This window comes from Pseudomonas lactucae (assembly GCF_016937615.1).
GTDB lineage: Bacteria > Pseudomonadota > Gammaproteobacteria > Pseudomonadales > Pseudomonadaceae > Aquipseudomonas > Aquipseudomonas lactucae.
This window is the reverse complement of sequence record NZ_JAFHKI010000086.1, coordinates 1-16,720: the sequence shown is the minus strand read 5'-3', so window position 1 is coordinate 16,720 and position 16,720 is coordinate 1. Positions and strand designations below refer to the sequence as shown.

Below are 16,720 nucleotides of genomic sequence, written 5' to 3'. Positions count from 1 at the left end.
TGTGATGTCGTTTCTTGCTTAGCTGAGGTCGCTGACAGAGCAGGTCGATGTACCCGGCGGGTTGATGATCAAGCTGTCAGCACTCCACTGATACTGCAACCACCGGATCGATGCGCGTGAAGGGGGCGCGGTGCACCACATAACAACAGGTTGACGTCGCTCGGCATCCGTCGGGCGCAGCACTTTCGGGGAAGTACGATGAAGATGCGACGACTCTTGGGCGCAGCTGCCACTCTGGTAGTTGCGATGAGCTCCACACTGGCCAGCGCCGACAGCAAAACCCTGAGCATCGGCTACGTGGATGGCTGGTCGGACAGTGTTGCCACCACCCACGTGGCGGCGGAGGTGATCAAACAGAAGCTCGGTTATGACGTGAAACTGCAAGCGGTCGCCACCGGGATCATGTGGCAGGGCGTGGCCACCGGCAAACTCGACGCCATGCTCTCGGCCTGGCTGCCAGTGACCCACGGCGAATACTGGACCAAGAACAAGGACAAGGTGGTCGACTACGGCCCCAACTTCAAGGACGCCAAGATTGGTCTGATCGTGCCGGAGTACGTCAAGGCCAAGTCCATCGAAGACCTCAAGACCGACACCACCTTCAAGAACAAAATCGTCGGGATCGACGCCGGCTCAGGCGTGATGCTCAAGACCGACGAAGCGATCAAGCAATACGGCCTCGATTACAAGCTGCAAGCCAGTTCGGGTGCGGCAATGATCGCCGAACTGACGCGTGCCGAAGACAAGCAGGAATCCATTGCCGTCACCGGTTGGGTGCCGCATTGGATGTTCGCCAAGTGGAAACTGCGCTTCCTGGACGATCCAAAAGGGATCTACGGCGCGGCTGAAACCGTCAACAGCATCGGCAGCAAGGGCCTGGAGGCCAAAGCGCCGGAAGTCGCGGCTTTCCTGAAGAAGTTCCAGTGGGCTTCCAAGGATGAAATCGGCGAAGTCATGCTCGCCATCCAGGAGGGCGCCAAGCCTGATGCAGCGGCCAAGGATTGGGTCGCCAAGCACCCTGAGCGTGTCGCTGAATGGACCGGTAAGTAACTCCCTAATGCCGTGATACAACACCTGTGGGAGGGGGCTTGCCCCCGATAGCGGTGGGTCAGTTAAAGCATCTATGACTGACACTCCGCTATCGGGCAAGCCCCCTCCCACATTAATTTCACCCCCCCGCAAATGTTTCTGCGCCCTCACAAACCCTCGCTACACTCGATCTACTACTAAGGTCGTCTGGAACCTGTTCCAGAGCCGCATACAGTGGCCATGTTCCAATAATAAAAAAGCTGTGCTGCGAGGATAAAAACAATGAACGACAGCATTTACCTCTCGATTCAAAACAGCCCGCGTTTCAAGGAGCTGGTGAGAAAAAGGGAACGATTCGCCTGGATTCTCTCGGCGATCATGCTAGGGCTTTACTCCGCTTTCATCCTGTTGATCGCCTACGGGCCACAAATACTGGGGGCCAAGATCAGCCCCGGTTCGTCGATTACCTGGGGTATTCCCCTGGGCGTCGGGTTGATTGTGTCCGCCTTCGTGTTGACCGGCATCTACGTGCGTCGCGCCAATGGCGAGTTTGACGACCTGAACAATGCGATTCTCAAGGAGGCTGCGCAATGATTCGTCGTCTACTGGCAGTATTCGGCGCTTCGCTTTTTGCTCCTGCCCTCTGGGCGGCGGACGCATTGACCGGTGAAGTGCACAAGCAACCGTTGAACGTCTCGGCCATCGTGATGTTCGTCGCATTCGTCGGCGCCACCCTGTGCATCACCTACTGGGCTTCCAAACGCAACAAATCGGCGGCCGACTACTATGCGGCCGGCGGCAAGATCACCGGTTTCCAGAACGGCCTGGCGATTGCCGGCGACTATATGTCGGCCGCGTCCTTCCTGGGGATTTCCGCGCTGGTATTCACCTCCGGCTACGACGGCCTGATCTACTCGATCGGCTTCCTGGTGGGCTGGCCGATCATTTTGTTCCTGATCGCCGAACGCCTGCGTAACCTGGGCAAGTACACCTTTGCCGACGTGGCGTCCTATCGCCTCGGGCAAACCCAGATCCGCAGCCTGTCGGCCTGTGGCTCGCTGGTGGTGGTGGCGTTCTACCTGATCGCGCAAATGGTCGGCGCGGGCAAGCTGATTCAGCTGCTCTTCGGTCTGGACTACCACGTCGCGGTGATCCTGGTCGGTATCCTGATGTGCATGTACGTGTTGTTCGGCGGCATGCTGGCGACCACCTGGGTGCAGATCATCAAGGCCGTGCTGCTGTTGTCCGGTGCTTCGTTCATGGCGCTGATGGTGATGAAGCACGTCAACTTCGACTTCAACATGCTGTTTTCCGAGGCGATCAAGGTTCACCCCAAAGGTGAAGCGATCATGAGCCCTGGCGGCCTGGTGAAAGACCCGATTTCCGCATTCTCCCTTGGCCTGGCGCTGATGTTCGGTACCGCAGGCCTGCCGCACATCCTGATGCGCTTCTTCACCGTGAGCGACGCCAAGGAAGCGCGTAAGAGCGTGCTGTATGCAACCGGCTTTATCGGCTACTTCTACATCCTGACCTTTATCATCGGCTTCGGCGCGATCCTGCTGGTCAGCACCAACCCGGCGTTCAAGGATGCCGCGGGTGCCTTGCTGGGCGGTAACAACATGGCGGCGGTGCACCTGGCCAATGCCGTGGGCGGCAGTATCTTCCTGGGCTTCATTTCGGCGGTCGCGTTTGCCACCATCCTGGCAGTGGTTGCCGGCTTGACCCTGGCGGGTGCCTCGGCGGTGTCCCATGACCTGTATGCCAGCGTGATCAAGAAGGGTAAGGCCAACGAGAAGGACGAGATTCGCGTGTCGAAGATCACCACCATCGCCCTGGCGGTGTTGGCCATCGGCCTGGGCATCCTGTTCGAAAGCCAGAACATCGCGTTCATGGTCGGCCTGGCGTTCTCCATTGCCGCCAGCTGTAACTTCCCGGTGTTGCTGCTTTCCATGTACTGGAAAAACCTCACCACCCGTGGCGCGATGATCGGCGGCTGGCTGGGCCTGATCAGTGCCGTGGGCCTGATGGTGCTTGGCCCGACCATCTGGGTCTCGATCCTGCACCATGAAAAAGCCATCTTCCCGTACGAGTACCCGGCGCTGTTCTCGATGATCATTGCGTTCATCGGCATCTGGTTCTTCTCCATCACCGATAAGTCGGCGGCGGCAGAGAAAGAACGTGCGCTGTACTTCCCACAGTTTGTGCGTTCGCAGACTGGCCTGGGGGCGAGTGGGGCGGTTAATCACTAAGGTTGCAGCTGTATAAGAAATGCCCCGCGAAAGGCCGGGGCATTTTTTTGTTTTGAGATTTGTAGTGACTGGGCTGGCCTCATCGGGGGCAAGCCCCCTCCCACACTGGATCGGGTTTACACATCTCTATCTGTAAGCACGGTCAATGTGGGAGGGGGCTTGCCCCCGATGAGGCCAGCCCAGACAGCACAAACAAAAACGGCCTCCACTAAGGGAGGCGTTCTCAGTACAACCAAGCAGCTAAATGCTTACTTGCGATCTTCCAGCTTGGTAATGTCACGCGACTCGTAGCCGGTGTACAGCTGGCGCGGGCGGCCAATCTTGTACGGGCTGGAGAGCATTTCTTTCCAGTGGGAGATCCAGCCCACGGTCCGCGCCAAGGCGAAGATCACGGTGAACATGCTGGTTGGAATGCCGATCGCCTTGAGGATGATCCCCGAGTAGAAGTCGACGTTCGGGTACAGCGAGCGTTCGATGAAGTACGGGTCGGTCAGGGCGATCTCTTCCAGGCGCATGGCCAGTTCGAGTTGCGGATCATTCTTGATGCCCAGTTCCTTCAACACTTCGTCGCAGGTCTGTTTCATGACGGTGGCGCGCGGGTCGCGGTTCTTGTAAACCCGGTGACCGAAGCCCATCAACTTGAACGGATCGTTCTTGTCCTTGGCCTTGGCAATGAACTTGTCGATGTTGGACACATCGCCGATTTCATCGAGCATGGTCAATACGGCTTCGTTCGCACCGCCGTGGGCAGGGCCCCACAGTGCGGCGATGCCGGCGGCGATACAGGCGAACGGGTTGGCACCCGAAGAGCCTGCCAGGCGCACGGTGGACGTCGAGGCGTTCTGCTCGTGGTCGGCATGGAGGATAAAAATCCGGTCCATGGCCTTGGCGAGCACCGGGCTGATCGGTTTGATCTCGCACGGCGTGTTGAACATCATGTGCAGGAAGTTTTCCGCGTACGTCAGGTCGTTGCGCGGGTACATCATGGGTTGGCCCATGGAGTACTTGTAAACCATTGCGGCCAGGGTCGGCATCTTGGCAACCAGGCGGATCGCGGAAATTTCGCGATGCTGCGGGTTATTGATGTCGAGGGAGTCGTGATAGAAGGCCGACAGGGCGCCAACCACACCGCACATGACGGCCATTGGGTGGGCGTCGCGACGGAAGCCGTTGAAGAAGGTCTTCAACTGCTCGTGAACCATGGTGTGGTTCTTCACCGTGCTGACGAACTGGGCTTTTTGCTCGGCTGTTGGCAATTCGCCATTTAGCAGCAGGTAGCAGGTTTCCAGGTAGTCCGACTTTTCAGCCAGTTGCTCGATCGGGTAGCCCCGATGCAGCAGGATGCCATTATCGCCGTCGATATAGGTGATCTTCGACTCGCAAGAGGCGGTCGACATGAAGCCTGGGTCGAAAGTGAAACGGCCCGTGGCCGTCAGGCCCCGTACGTCGATAACATCGGGACCAACGGTGCCGGTTAAAATGGGCAGCTCGACGGGGGCTGCGCCCTCGATGATCAACTGCGCTTTTTTGTCAGCCATGTGGCCTCCTATTTATGCTTCAAATCATCAGACAGACCCCCCACGCAGGGCCCGCACCACTATAGTGAGATAAATTCAGATGTCAATTTGCCTAAAGTCTTGCTCCAGAAGGCTTTAACCGTACTTTTTCCTCGAAATTGCCTGCCATTTACGCCTTTTATCCCGCCAGCGCAATCCGCTATTAGGGTGAGGAGCGCGCGTTGTCATTAGTAACCTAACTGTCTATACTCGGCCACCGACCGCCAAGGGCTTTTGGGCTTGCTTTCATTGGGGGTCGCACTCCCTGGGTGGTGCTTACCTGACCAGTCGCACTCCCCAACAACTTTGCCCTGATTGTTAGGGGCTCTTCAGTGTGAAAAAAAGCCGTGAATAGCCAACGACCTGTAAACCTAGACCTAAGGACCATCAAACTCCCCATCACCGGCGTTACGTCGTTCCTGCACCGTGTTTCCGGCATCATCCTGTTCCTGGGCTTGGGCATCATGCTTTATGCATTGAGCAAATCCCTGGGTTCCGAGGAAGGTTACGCCGAGGTGAAGGCATGCTTGACCAGCCCGCTGGCCAAGTTCGTAGCATGGGGTCTTCTGTCCGCTCTGCTGTATCACCTGGTAGCCGGCGTGCGCCACTTGATCATGGACATGGGCATCGGTGAGACGCTGGAAGGCGGCCGCCTGGGCTCGAAAATCATCATCGCCATTTCCGTGGTGCTGATCGTTCTGGCAGGAGTTTGGATATGGTAACCAGCGTAACGAATCTGTCGCGTTCGGGCCTCTATGACTGGATGGCACAGCGTGTGTCTGCGGTCGTTCTCGCGGCTTATTTCATTTTCCTGATCGGATACCTCGTGGCAAATCCGGGCATCGGCTATGAGCAATGGCACGGCCTGTTTTCCCACAATGCAATGCGAATCTTCAGTCTGCTGGCCCTTGTAGCCCTGGGCGCTCACGCCTGGGTCGGCATGTGGACCATCGCGACCGACTACCTGACGCCAATGGCGCTTGGCAAGTCCGCGACCGCAGTCCGTTTCCTCTTCCAGGCGGTATGCGGCGTTGCGATGTTCGCTTACTTCGTCTGGGGTGTGCAGATTCTTTGGGGTATCTGATTCATGGCTAACATTCCAACTATTTCCTTCGACGCCATCATTATTGGTGGCGGCGGTGCCGGCATGCGCGCAGCGCTGCAGCTGGCCCAGGGCGGTCACAAGACTGCGTGATCACCAAGGTGTTCCCGACGCGGTCCCACACCGTATCGGCCCAGGGTGGCATCACCTGCGCCATCGCTTCCGCCGACCCGAACGATGACTGGCGCTGGCACATGTACGATACCGTCAAGGGTTCCGACTACATCGGTGACCAGGACGCTATCGAATACATGTGCCAGGAAGGCCCGGCTGCGGTGTTCGAGCTGGACCACATGGGTCTGCCGTTCTCGCGTACCGAGCAAGGTCGTATCTACCAGCGTCCATTCGGCGGTCAGTCGAAGGATTACGGTAAAGGCGGCCAGGCTGCCCGTACCTGTGCCGCGTCCGACCGTACCGGTCACGCGTTGCTGCACACCCTGTATCAGGGCAACCTGAAAGCCGGTACCACGTTCCTGAACGAGTACTACGCGGTGGATCTGGTGAAGAATGCCGACGGCGCGTTCGTCGGCGTGATCGCCATCTGCATCGAAACCGGTGAAACCACCTATATCCGCGCCAAGGCTACCGTGCTGGCGACGGGCGGTGCAGGCCGTATCTACGCATCGACCACCAACGCCCTGATCAACACCGGTGACGGCGTTGGCATGGCATTGCGTGCCGGCGTGCCGGTGCAAGACATAGAAATGTGGCAGTTCCACCCAACCGGCATCGCGCGCCGGTGTACTGGTCACCGAAGGTTGCCGTGGTGAAGGCGGTTACCTGATCAACAAGCACGGCGAGCGTTTCATGGAGCGTTATGCGCCGAACGCCAAAGACTTGGCCGGCCGTGACGTTGTTGCCCGTTCCATGGTTAAAGAGATCATCGCCGGTAACGGCTGTGGCCCGAACGGCGACCACGTACTGCTCAAGCTCGATCACCTGGGCGAAGAAGTGCTGCACAGCCGCCTGCCAGGTATCTGCGAACTGTCCAAGACCTTCGCCCACGTTGACCCGGTGGTTGCTCCGGTTCCGGTTGTTCCGACTTGCCACTATATGATGGGCGGCGTGCCGACCAACATTCATGGCCAGGCGATCACCCAGAACGCCGAAGGCGTGGACGAGATCATTCACGGTCTGTTCGCGGTAGGCGAAGTCGCCTGCGTATCGGTGCACGGCGCCAACCGCCTGGGCGGCAACTCGCTGCTCGACCTGGTGGTATTCGGTCGCGCTGCCGGCCTGCACCTGGAAAAGGCACTGACCGACGGCATCGAATACGATGACGCCACCGACGCCAACATCGAAGCCGCCCTGGCGCGCCTGAACGCTCTGAACGAGCGCACGGACGGTGAAGACGTGGCTACCCTGCGTCGCGAGCTGCAAAGCTGCATGCAGAACTACTTCGGTGTGTTCCGTACCGGCGAATACATGCAAAAAGGTATCGCCCAACTGGCTGACCTGCGCAAGCGCATCGCCAACGTCAAGATCAACGATAAGAGCCAGGCGTTCAACACCGCTCGTATCGAAGCCCTTGAGCTGCAAAACCTGTTGGAAGTGGCTGAAGCGACGGCGATCGCCGCCGAGGTTCGTAAAGAATCCCGTGGTGCCCACGCCCGTGAAGACTATGAAGACCGCGACGACGAAAACTGGTTGTGCCACACCCTGTACTTCCCGGGTGACAAGCGCGTAACCAAGCGTGCCGTGAACTTCTCGCCGAAGACGGTTCCGACGTTTGAACCGAAAATTCGGACTTACTAAGGGTGACTGCCATGTTGAAAGTCAGTGTTTATCGCTACAACCCTGATCAGGACGCTGCGCCGTTCATGCAGGAATTCCAGGTCGATACCGGCGGTAAAGACCTGATGGTGCTGGATGTATTGGCACTGATCAAAGAGCAGGACGAGGGTTTCTCCTATCGTCGCTCTTGCCGTGAAGGTGTGTGCGGTTCCGACGGCATGAACATCAACGGCAAAAACGGCCTGGCGTGCATCACGCCGCTGTCGGCCGTGGTCAAAGGCAACAAGCTGATCGTTCGTCCTCTGCCAGGTTTGCCGGTTATCCGTGACCTGGTCGTCGATATGAGCATCTTCTACAAGCAATACGAGAAAGTTAAGCCGTTCCTGCAGAACGACACGCCGGCTCCGGCCATCGAACGTCTGCAGTCCCCGGAAGAGCGCGAAAAGCTCGACGGTCTGTACGAGTGCATCCTGTGCGCTTGTTGCTCGACCTCCTGCCCGTCCTTCTGGTGGAACCCGGACAAGTTCCTGGGCCCGGCTGCCCTGCTGCAAGCGTACCGCTTCCTGGCAGACAGCCGTGACACCAAGACGTCCGAGCGACTGGCTTCGCTGGATGACCCGTTCAGCGTATTCCGCTGCCGCGGGATCATGAACTGCGTCAACGTATGTCCCAAAGGCCTGAACCCGACTAAGGCCATTGGTCACATCCGTAACATGCTGCTGCAAAGCGGCGTGTAAGCGACGTTGCAGTAAAGCAGGACCGTTGTGCCCGTAAATGCTGCGGCGCAGGCTTCAACCGGCGCCGTAGTTTTAACTTGAGCAGCGACTTACAAAGCCGCAGCTCTTATTTTGAAGAAATGAGACAAGCAGGGGCATTCGGGTTGGTACCCGAACTATCAGCGTGATCCTAAGTGGCTTGTTTTGGTCGCTGCACTTGGCCTTTTGCAAGCAAACTCGGTGTTTTCGCCGGTGGTGTCCCCAAATCGAGGGTGACCAAGCATGCAAGAAAGCGTGATGCAGCGCATGTGGAACAGCGGCTATCTTTCAGGTGGTAACGCTGCCTATGTGGAAGAGCTTTATGAGCTCTACCTGCACGACCCTAACGCTGTGCCAGAAGAATGGCGCACCAAATTTCAGACGTTGTCTTCAGACGGCAACGCTGCCACCGATGTATCGCACGCTGCGATTCGCGATCATTTCGTACTGCTGGCAAAGAACCAGCGCCGCGCCCAACCGGTTTCCGCCGGCAGCGTGAGCAGTGAGCACGAGAAGAAGCAAGTTGAAGTACTGCGACTGATCCAGGCCTACCGGATGCGTGGCCACCAGGCGGCCCAGCTTGACCCGCTGGGGCTCTGGCAGCGTCCTGCACCGGCTGACCTGTCGATCAATCATTACGGCTTGACCAATGCCGATCTTGATACGACCTTCCGTGCCGGCGACCTGTTCATCGGCAAAGAGGAAGCGAGCCTACGCGAAATTCACGAAGCGTTGCAGCAGACATATTGCCGCACCATCGGCGCTGAATTCACGCATATCACCGATTCCGAGCAACGCCACTGGTTCCAGCATCGCCTGGAAGGCGTGCGTGGCCGTCCGGTGCTGTCCGCCGACGTGCGCAGCCACCTGCTGGAGCGCGTCACCGCGGCCGAAGGTCTGGAAAAATACCTGGGTACCAAATACCCGGGCACCAAGCGTTTCGGCCTGGAAGGCGGCGAAAGCCTGATTCCGATGCTCGACGAGTTGATCCAGCGTTCCGGTTCCTACGGCACCAAGGAAATCGTGATCGGCATGGCCCACCGTGGTCGCCTGAACGTGTTGGTCAACACCTTCGGCAAGAACCCGCGTGAGCTGTTCGACGAGTTCGAAGGCAAGAAGAAGGTCGAGCTGGGTTCCGGTGACGTTAAATACCACCAGGGCTTCTCGTCCAACGTCATGACCACGGGCGGTGAAGTTCACCTGGCCATGGCCTTCAACCCCTCCCACCTGGAAATCGTTTCCCCAGTGGTCGAGGGTTCGGTCCGTGCGCGCCAGGATCGTCGTAACGACACCAGCGGTGAAAAGGTCCTGCCGATTTCCATCCACGGCGACGCGGCATTCGCCGGTCAAGGCGTGGTCCTGGAAACCTTCCAGATGTCGCAGACCCGCGGCTTCAAGACCGGTGGTACCGTTCACATCGTGATCAACAACCAGGTTGGCTTCACCATCAGCAACCCGCTGGATGCGCGCTCCACCGAGTACGCCACCGACGTTGCCAAGATGATCCAGGCGCCGATCCTGCATGTGAATGGTGATGACCCGGAAGCCGTGCTGTTCGTGACTCAACTGGCTGTCGACTACCGCATGCAGTTCAAGCGTGACGTGGTGATCGACCTGGTTTGCTACCGCCGTCGCGGTCACAACGAAGCGGATGAACCAAGCGGCACCCAGCCGTTGATGTACCAGCAGATCACCAAGCAGCGCACCACCCGTGAGCTGTACGCCGAAAGCCTGACCAAGGCCGGTATTTTGGATGACGCGCGGGTTCAGGCGAAAATCGATGAATACCGCAACGCGCTGGACAATGGCCTGCATGTTGTAAAAAGCCTGGTCAAAGAGCCGAACAAAGAGCTGTTCGTGGACTGGCGTCCATACCTGGGTCACACCTGGACGGCGCGTCACGACACTTCGTTCGACCTCAAGACCCTGCAGGAACTGTCCGCCAAGCTGCTGGAAATTCCAGAAGGCTTCGTGGTGCAGCGCCAGGTTGCGAAGATCTACGAAGACCGTCAGAAGATGCAAGCCGGCGGCCTGCCGATCAACTGGGGTTACGCCGAAACCATGGCGTACGCGACCCTGGCGTTCGAAGGTCACCCGATCCGCATGACTGGCCAGGACATCGGCCGCGGTACGTTCTCGCACCGTCATGCGGTGCTGCACAACCAGAAAGACGCGGGCACCTACATCCCGTTGCAGAACCTGTACGAAGGCCAGCCACGTTTCGACCTGTACGATTCGTTCCTGTCCGAAGAAGCCGTACTGGCGTTCGAATACGGCTACTCCACCACCACGCCTAACGCGCTGGTGATCTGGGAAGCCCAGTTCGGCGACTTCGCCAACGGTGCCCAAGTGGTTATCGACCAGTTCATCACCAGCGGCGAGCACAAGTGGGGCCGTCTGTGCGGTCTGACCATGTTGCTGCCACACGGTTATGAAGGTCAGGGCCCCGAGCACTCCTCGGCCCGTCTGGAGCGTTACCTGCAGCTGTGCGCCGAGCACAACATCCAGGTGTGCGTGCCGACGACCCCGGCCCAGATCTACCACTTGCTGCGTCGCCAGGTGATCCGCCCGCTGCGCAAGCCGCTGGTCGTGCTGACACCGAAGTCGCTGCTGCGTCACAAGTTGGCCATCTCGACCCTGGAAGATCTGGCCGAAGGTTCGTTCCAGACCGTTATTCCGGAGATCGACACACTGGACGCGGCCAAGGTCACTCGCCTGATCCTGTGCAGCGGCAAGGTCTACTACGATCTGCTGGAAAAACGCCGTGCCGAAGGCCGCGAAGACATCGCCATCGTGCGTATCGAGCAGCTTTACCCGTTCCCGGAAGATGACCTCATGGAGATCATCGCGCCTTACACCAACCTCACGAACGCGGTGTGGTGCCAGGAAGAACCGATGAACCAGGGCGCCTGGTACAGCAGCCAGCATCATTTGCGTCGCAGTATCGGCAACCACAACAAGGCCCTGAACCTTGAGTACGCCGGTCGTGATGCCTCTGCTGCACCTGCGTGTGGTTATGCGTCGATGCACGCCGAGCAGCAGGAAAAACTGCTGCAAGATGCTTTCACTGTTTAACGCCTTCGCGCTGACTGAAACCGAATTTTAAGGACCCACAGATAATGGCTATCGAAATCAAAGCCCCGTCATTCCCGGAATCGGTTGCCGATGGCACCGTTGCCACCTGGCACAAGAAACCAGGTGAGGCCGTCAAGCGTGACGACCTGATCGTCGACATCGAGACCGACAAAGTCGTTCTGGAAGTGTTAGCCGAAGCTGACGGCGTGCTGGGCGCAATCGTTGCCGAAGAAGGCGCTACCGTTCTGTCGAACCAGGTATTGGGTTCGATCGAAGAGGGCAGCGCCGCAGCAGCCCCTGCCGCCGCTGCACCGGCTGCAGCTTCGGCTCCGGCTGTCGTTCCGGCCGCTGGCGGTGAAGATCCAATCGCCGCACCGGCTGCGCGTCAGCTGGCTGAAGAAAACGGCATCAACCTGGCGTCCATCAAAGGCACCGGCAAAGACGGCCGTGTGACCAAGGAAGACGTGGTTGCCGCTGTTGAAGCCAAGAAGAACGCACCAGCTGCCGCACCTGCCAAGGCTGCCGCACCGGCCGCCGCCGCGCCTGTGTTCGCTGCAGGCGACCGTACCGAGAAGCGCGTACCGATGACCCGTGTGCGTGCCACCGTGGCCAAGCGCCTGGTTGAAGCACAGTCGAACATGGCGATGCTGACCACGTTCAACGAAGTCGACATGACCGAAGTCATGGCGTTGCGTTCGAAGTACAAGGACCTCTTTGAGAAGAGCCATAACGGCGTGCGTTTGGGCTTCATGTCGTTCTTCGTGAAAGCGGCCACCGAGGCGCTGAAACGCTTCCCGGCGGTCAACGCTTCCATCGATGGCGGCGACATCGTTTACCATGGCTATGCAGATATCGGTGTTGCCGTGTCCAGCGACCGTGGCCTGGTGGTTCCGGTTCTGCGTAACGCCGAATTGATGAGCCTGGCTGAAATCGAAGGCGGCATCGCCAACTTCGGCAAGAAAGCCCGTGATGGCAAGCTGACCATCGACGAGATGACCGGTGGTACCTTCACCATCACCAACGGTGGTACCTTCGGTTCGATGATGTCGACGCCGATCGTCAACCCGCCACAAGCCGCGATCCTGGGCATGCACAACATCATCCAGCGTCCGATGGCCATCAATGGCCAAGTCGTGATCCGCCCGATGATGTACCTGGCACTGTCTTACGATCACCGCCTGATCGATGGTAAAGAAGCCGTGACTTTCCTGGTGACCATCAAGAATCTGCTGGAAGACCCGGCTCGCTTGCTCCTGGATATTTGATTGGAGCAGCTTCAAGTTGCGAGCTGCAAGCTGCAAGTAAATGCAGTTTGGCTTGCAGCTTGAAGCTTGACGCTTGAAGCTAATAGAGGATCTATTTTCATGACACAGAAATTTGACGTCGTAGTGATTGGTGCGGGCCCTGGCGGCTATGTTGCCGCCATCAAGGCCGCGCAACTGGGCCTCTCGACTGCTTGCATCGAAAAATACACCGACAAGGAAGGCAAACTGGCATTGGGCGGTACTTGCCTGAACGTTGGTTGCATTCCTTCCAAGGCGCTGCTGGACAGCTCCTGGAAATTCCATGAAGCCCAAGACGGCTTCGCGATCCACGGTATCAATCATGCTGGCGTGACCATGGACGTGCCAGCGATGGTCGGCCGTAAAGCCAACATCGTCAAAGGCCTGACTTCCGGCGTTGCCACCTTGTTCAAGGCCAACGGCGTAACTTCCCTGCAAGGCCACGGCAAACTGCTGGCCGGCAAGAAAGTCGAGATCACCAAGCCGGACGGTTCGGTTGAAGTCATCGAAGCCGAAAACGTGATCCTGGCCCCAGGTTCGCGCCCAATCGACATTCCACCGGCTCCGGTTGACCAGAACGTGATCGTCGATTCGACCGGCGCCCTGGAATTCCAGGCAGTGCCTAAGCGTCTGGGCGTGATCGGCGCCGGCGTGATTGGCCTGGAGCTGGGTTCGGTATGGTCCCGCCTGGGTTCGCAAGTGACCGTGCTGGAAGCCCTGGACACGTTCCTGCTGGCCGCCGACACCGCTGTGTCCAAGGAAGCGCTGAAAACCCTGACCAAACAAGGTCTGGACATCAAGCTGGGCGCTCGCGTGACCGGCTCGAAGGTCAACGGCGAAGAAGTGGTCGTGACCTACACCGACAAGGATGGCGAACAGACCATCACGTTCGACAAGCTGATCGTAGCCGTTGGTCGCCGTCCAGTGACTACCGACCTGCTGGCAGCTGACAGCGGCGTGAACATCGACGAGCGTGGCTTCATCCACGTTGACGATCACTGCGCTACCACCGTGCCTGGCGTCTACGCCATTGGCGACGTGGTGCGCGGCATGATGCTGGCGCACAAGGCTTCCGAAGAAGGCATCATGGTTGTCGAGCGCATCCAGGGCCACAAAACCCAGATGAACTACGACCTGATTCCATCGGTTATCTACACTCACCCGGAAATTGCATGGGTCGGCAAGAACGAACAGCAGTTGAAAGCTGAAGGCGTTGAAGTTAACGTCGGCACCTTCCCGTTCGCCGCTTCTGGCCGTGCCATGGCAGCCAACGACACCGGTGGTTTTGTCAAAGTCATCGCTGATGCCAAGACTGACCGCGTATTGGGCGTCCACGTGATTGGCCCAAGCGCTGCAGAACTGGTTCAGCAAGGCGCAATCGGTATGGAATTCGGCACCAGTGCCGAGGACCTGGGCATGATGGTCTTCTCCCATCCAACCCTGTCCGAAGCGTTGCACGAAGCTGCGTTGGCAGTGAATGGCGGCGCCATCCACATCGCCAACCGCAAGAAGCGCTAAGCGAGATAATAAGAAACCACGGCGGAGTTGCCCGTCGTGAGCCTTGTGCGCAAGACTCACCGCGGAATATCCGCTGGACGCAGCCTTGCGCAGCTTTACGGGCCATAAGCCCCGCAAGTTGCGCAAGCAGCAGTCACAGGTGGCGCGGCACTCATAATGAGCGCAGCGCCGAATGCGCAGTACCTAACGAAGACGGTAAAAAGCATGAATCTTCACGAGTATCAGGGTAAGCAGCTGTTCGCTGAATACGGCCTGCCAGTTTCCAAGGGCTACGCAGTAGACACCCCGGAAGCAGCAGCAGAAGCTTGCGACAAAATCGGTGGCACCGAGTGGGTTGTCAAAGCCCAGGTCCACGCAGGTGGTCGCGGTAAAGCGGGCGGCGTTAAGCTGGTTCGCAGCAAAGAAGACGCCAAGGCCTTCGCACAGCAGTGGCTGGGCAAGCGTCTGGTGACTTACCAGACTGATGCCAATGGCCAGCCAGTCACCAAGATCCTGGTTGAATCGTGCACTGATATCGCTAAAGAGCTGTACCTGGGCGCTGTCGTTGACCGTTCGAGCCGTCGCATCGTGTTCATGGCTTCCACCGAAGGTGGCGTGGACATCGAGAAGATCGCTCACGAAACCCCAGAAAAAATTCTGAAAGCCACTATCGATCCACTGGTTGGCGCTCAGCCGTTCCAGGGTCGCGAGCTGGCTTTCCAGCTGGGCCTGGAAGGCAAGCAAGTTGCCCAGTTCGCCAAGATCTTCGTAGGCCTGGCCAAACTGTTCCAGGACCACGATCTGGCCCTGCTGGAAGTGAACCCGCTGGTGATCAAGGCTGACGGCGATCTGCACTGCCTCGACGCCAAGATCAACATCGACGCCAACGCCATGTACCGTCAGCCTAAGCTGAAGACTTTCCACGATCCGTCGCAAGACGATCCGCGCGAAGCGCACGCTGCCAAGTTCGAACTGAACTACGTAGCCCTGGAAGGTAACATCGGTTGCATGGTCAACGGTGCCGGCCTGGCCATGGGTACCATGGACATCGTCAACCTGCATGGCGGCAAACCGGCCAACTTCCTCGACGTGGGCGGCGGTGCTACCAAGGAACGCGTGACCGAAGCGTTCAAGATCATCCTGTCCGACTCCAACGTCGCTGCAGTACTGGTCAACATCTTCGGCGGCATCGTTCGTTGCGACATGATTGCCGAAGGCATCATCGGCGCGGTGAAAGAAGTCGGCGTTAAAATCCCGGTTGTTGTTCGCCTTGAAGGTAACAACGCTGAACTGGGCGCTAAAGTACTGGCAGAAAGCGGTTTGAACATCATCGCGGCTACCAGCCTGACCGACGCTGCTCAACAAGTTGTCAAAGCTGCGGAGGGCAAATAATGAGCGTCCTGATCAATAAAGACACCAAAGTTATCTGCCAGGGTATTACCGGTTCGCAAGGTAGTTTCCACACCCAGCAAGCCATCGAATACGGCACCAAGATGGTTGGTGGCGTAACGCCGGGCAAAGGCGGTACCGAGCACCTGGGCCTGCCAGTGTTCAACACCGTGAAAGATGCTGTAGCTGCCACTGGCGCCACCGCCAGCGTGATCTACGTTCCAGCTCCTTTCTGCAAGGACTCCATCCTGGAAGCGGCATTCGGCGGCATCAAGCTGATCGTCTGCATCACCGAAGGCATTCCTACCCTGGACATGCTGGACGCTAAAGTTAAGTGCGACGAACTGGGCGTAGTCCTGATCGGCCCTAACTGCCCAGGCGTGATCACCCCAGGCGAATGCAAGATCGGCATCATGCCAGGTCACATTCACTTGCCAGGTAAAGTCGGTATCGTTTCCCGTTCCGGCACCCTGACCTACGAAGCTGTGAAGCAGACCACTGACGCCGGTTTCGGTCAGTCGACTTGCGTCGGCATCGGCGGTGACCCGATCCCAGGCTCCAACTTCATCGATATCCTGAAGCTGTTCCAGGAAGACCCGAAGACCGAAGCGATCGTGATGATCGGCGAGATCGGCGGTTCGGCTGAAGAAGAAGCGGCTGCCTACATCAAGGCTCACGTGACCAAGCCGGTTGTTTCCTACATCGCCGGTGTGACTGCCCCTGCGGGCAAGCGCATGGGCCATGCTGGCGCAATCATCTCCGGCGGCAAAGGCACTGCGGACGAGAAATTCGCTGCACTGCAAGACGCAGGCGTTAAAACCGTGCGTTCGCTGGCAGACATCGGCAAGGCCCTGGCCGAGCTGACCGGTTGGGCTGTCAAGTAAGCCTCGCGCTTAGCTGACGCTTCACCACACAAAGGCCACCTTCGGGTGGCCTTTGTGCATTTTGGGTTCAGCAAAAATCCCTGAGGCTGGCAGAGATGCAAATGTGTGGGAGCAAGCTCCCTCGCCACAGATACAGTGTGTCCCTTAACTGACTGGCATTAGAGCTT

12 protein-coding genes and 1 pseudogene are annotated in these 16,720 nt (G+C 58.4%); 12 read left to right on the top strand and 1 reads right to left on the bottom strand.

Going from position 1 to position 16,720, the window contains the following annotated elements; translation table 11 throughout:
* Positions 1–198: 198 nt before the first annotated feature.
* The 3 genes from JWR98_RS16535 to JWR98_RS16525 all read left to right on the top strand — a co-directional run bounded on the left by JWR98_RS16535 (position 199) and on the right by JWR98_RS16525 (position 3,278).
* On the top strand, positions 199–1,050 hold the full coding sequence (locus JWR98_RS16535; protein WP_078823808.1) for a glycine betaine ABC transporter substrate-binding protein: 852 nt from the start codon (positions 199–201) through the stop codon (positions 1,048–1,050).
* Between the two features lie 261 nt (positions 1,051–1,311).
* Entirely contained in the window at positions 1,312–1,623 is a 312-nt protein-coding gene (locus JWR98_RS16530; RefSeq protein ID WP_003172801.1) for a DUF485 domain-containing protein, read from the top strand.
* Complete coding sequence (locus JWR98_RS16525; protein ID WP_003172802.1) at positions 1,620–3,278, top strand: cation acetate symporter; 1,659 nt, start codon at positions 1,620–1,622, stop codon at positions 3,276–3,278. The genes JWR98_RS16530 and JWR98_RS16525 overlap by 4 nt, the downstream gene beginning before the upstream one ends.
* 248 nt (positions 3,279–3,526) lie before the next feature.
* Here JWR98_RS16525 and gltA read toward each other — a convergent pair whose 3' ends face one another.
* On the bottom strand, positions 3,527–4,816 hold the full coding sequence (gene gltA / locus JWR98_RS16520) for a citrate synthase (RefSeq protein WP_003172803.1): 1,290 nt from the start codon (positions 4,814–4,816) through the stop codon (positions 3,527–3,529).
* A 365-nt stretch (positions 4,817–5,181) separates the two neighbouring features.
* Between gltA and sdhC the strand changes: the two genes are divergently transcribed.
* The 9 genes and pseudogenes from sdhC (at position 5,182) to sucD (ending at position 16,553) form a co-directional block, all read left to right on the top strand.
* Positions 5,182–5,556 carry a succinate dehydrogenase, cytochrome b556 subunit gene (gene sdhC / locus JWR98_RS16515; protein ID WP_003172804.1) on the top strand — a complete coding sequence of 125 codons (375 nt, stop codon included), beginning with the start codon at positions 5,182–5,184 and terminating at the stop codon, positions 5,554–5,556.
* Complete coding sequence (sdhD, locus tag JWR98_RS16510) at positions 5,550–5,918, top strand: succinate dehydrogenase, hydrophobic membrane anchor protein (protein ID WP_003172805.1); 369 nt, start codon at positions 5,550–5,552, stop codon at positions 5,916–5,918. The genes sdhC and sdhD overlap by 7 nt, the downstream gene beginning before the upstream one ends.
* A 3-nt stretch (positions 5,919–5,921) precedes the next feature.
* Positions 5,922–7,691: pseudogene (gene sdhA / locus JWR98_RS16505) on the top strand (succinate dehydrogenase flavoprotein subunit).
* An 11-nt stretch (positions 7,692–7,702) separates the two neighbouring features.
* Positions 7,703–8,407, top strand: a complete 705-nt coding sequence (locus tag JWR98_RS16500) for a succinate dehydrogenase iron-sulfur subunit (protein ID WP_003172807.1) — start codon at positions 7,703–7,705, stop codon at positions 8,405–8,407.
* Between the two features lie 261 nt (positions 8,408–8,668).
* Positions 8,669–11,500, top strand: coding sequence for a 2-oxoglutarate dehydrogenase E1 component (locus JWR98_RS16495; protein WP_078732283.1), 2,832 nt, complete (start codon positions 8,669–8,671; stop codon positions 11,498–11,500).
* Positions 11,501–11,544: 44 nt separating this feature from the next.
* Positions 11,545–12,765 carry a 2-oxoglutarate dehydrogenase complex dihydrolipoyllysine-residue succinyltransferase gene (gene odhB, locus JWR98_RS16490; protein WP_078732284.1) on the top strand — a complete coding sequence of 407 codons (1,221 nt, stop codon included), beginning with the start codon at positions 11,545–11,547 and terminating at the stop codon, positions 12,763–12,765.
* Between the two features lie 99 nt (positions 12,766–12,864).
* Entirely contained in the window at positions 12,865–14,301 is a 1,437-nt protein-coding gene (gene lpdA, locus JWR98_RS16485) for a dihydrolipoyl dehydrogenase (protein WP_205490566.1), read from the top strand.
* 204 nt (positions 14,302–14,505) lie between these two features.
* Positions 14,506–15,672, top strand: coding sequence for an ADP-forming succinate--CoA ligase subunit beta (gene sucC / locus JWR98_RS16480; protein ID WP_003233235.1), 1,167 nt, complete (start codon positions 14,506–14,508; stop codon positions 15,670–15,672).
* The gene (sucD, locus tag JWR98_RS16475; protein ID WP_003172813.1) at positions 15,672–16,553 is read left to right on the top strand and encodes a succinate--CoA ligase subunit alpha; all 882 of its coding nucleotides are present in this window, start codon (positions 15,672–15,674) and stop codon (positions 16,551–16,553) included. Before sucC ends, sucD begins: the two co-directional genes overlap by 1 nt.
* The last annotated feature ends 167 nt before the right edge of the window (positions 16,554–16,720 follow it).

Excerpts from the sequence above, each read along its gene's own strand:
- sdhD (WP_003172805.1), top strand. The coding sequence starts at position 5,550 with ATGGTAACCAGCGTAACGAATCTGTCGCGTTCGGGCCTCTATGACTGG.
- gltA (WP_003172803.1), bottom strand. The coding sequence starts at position 4,816 with ATGGCTGACAAAAAAGCGCAGTTGATCATCGAGGGCGCAGCCCCCGTC.
- sucD (WP_003172813.1), top strand. The coding sequence starts at position 15,672 with ATGAGCGTCCTGATCAATAAAGACACCAAAGTTATCTGCCAGGGTATT.
- sucC (WP_003233235.1), top strand. The coding sequence starts at position 14,506 with ATGAATCTTCACGAGTATCAGGGTAAGCAGCTGTTCGCTGAATACGGC.
- JWR98_RS16495 (WP_078732283.1), top strand. The coding sequence starts at position 8,669 with ATGCAAGAAAGCGTGATGCAGCGCATGTGGAACAGCGGCTATCTTTCA.
- odhB (WP_078732284.1), top strand. The coding sequence starts at position 11,545 with ATGGCTATCGAAATCAAAGCCCCGTCATTCCCGGAATCGGTTGCCGAT.
- JWR98_RS16530 (WP_003172801.1), top strand. The coding sequence starts at position 1,312 with ATGAACGACAGCATTTACCTCTCGATTCAAAACAGCCCGCGTTTCAAG.
- JWR98_RS16500 (WP_003172807.1), top strand. The coding sequence starts at position 7,703 with ATGTTGAAAGTCAGTGTTTATCGCTACAACCCTGATCAGGACGCTGCG.
- JWR98_RS16535 (WP_078823808.1), top strand. The coding sequence starts at position 199 with ATGAAGATGCGACGACTCTTGGGCGCAGCTGCCACTCTGGTAGTTGCG.
- lpdA (WP_205490566.1), top strand. The coding sequence starts at position 12,865 with ATGACACAGAAATTTGACGTCGTAGTGATTGGTGCGGGCCCTGGCGGC.
- JWR98_RS16525 (WP_003172802.1), top strand. The coding sequence starts at position 1,620 with ATGATTCGTCGTCTACTGGCAGTATTCGGCGCTTCGCTTTTTGCTCCT.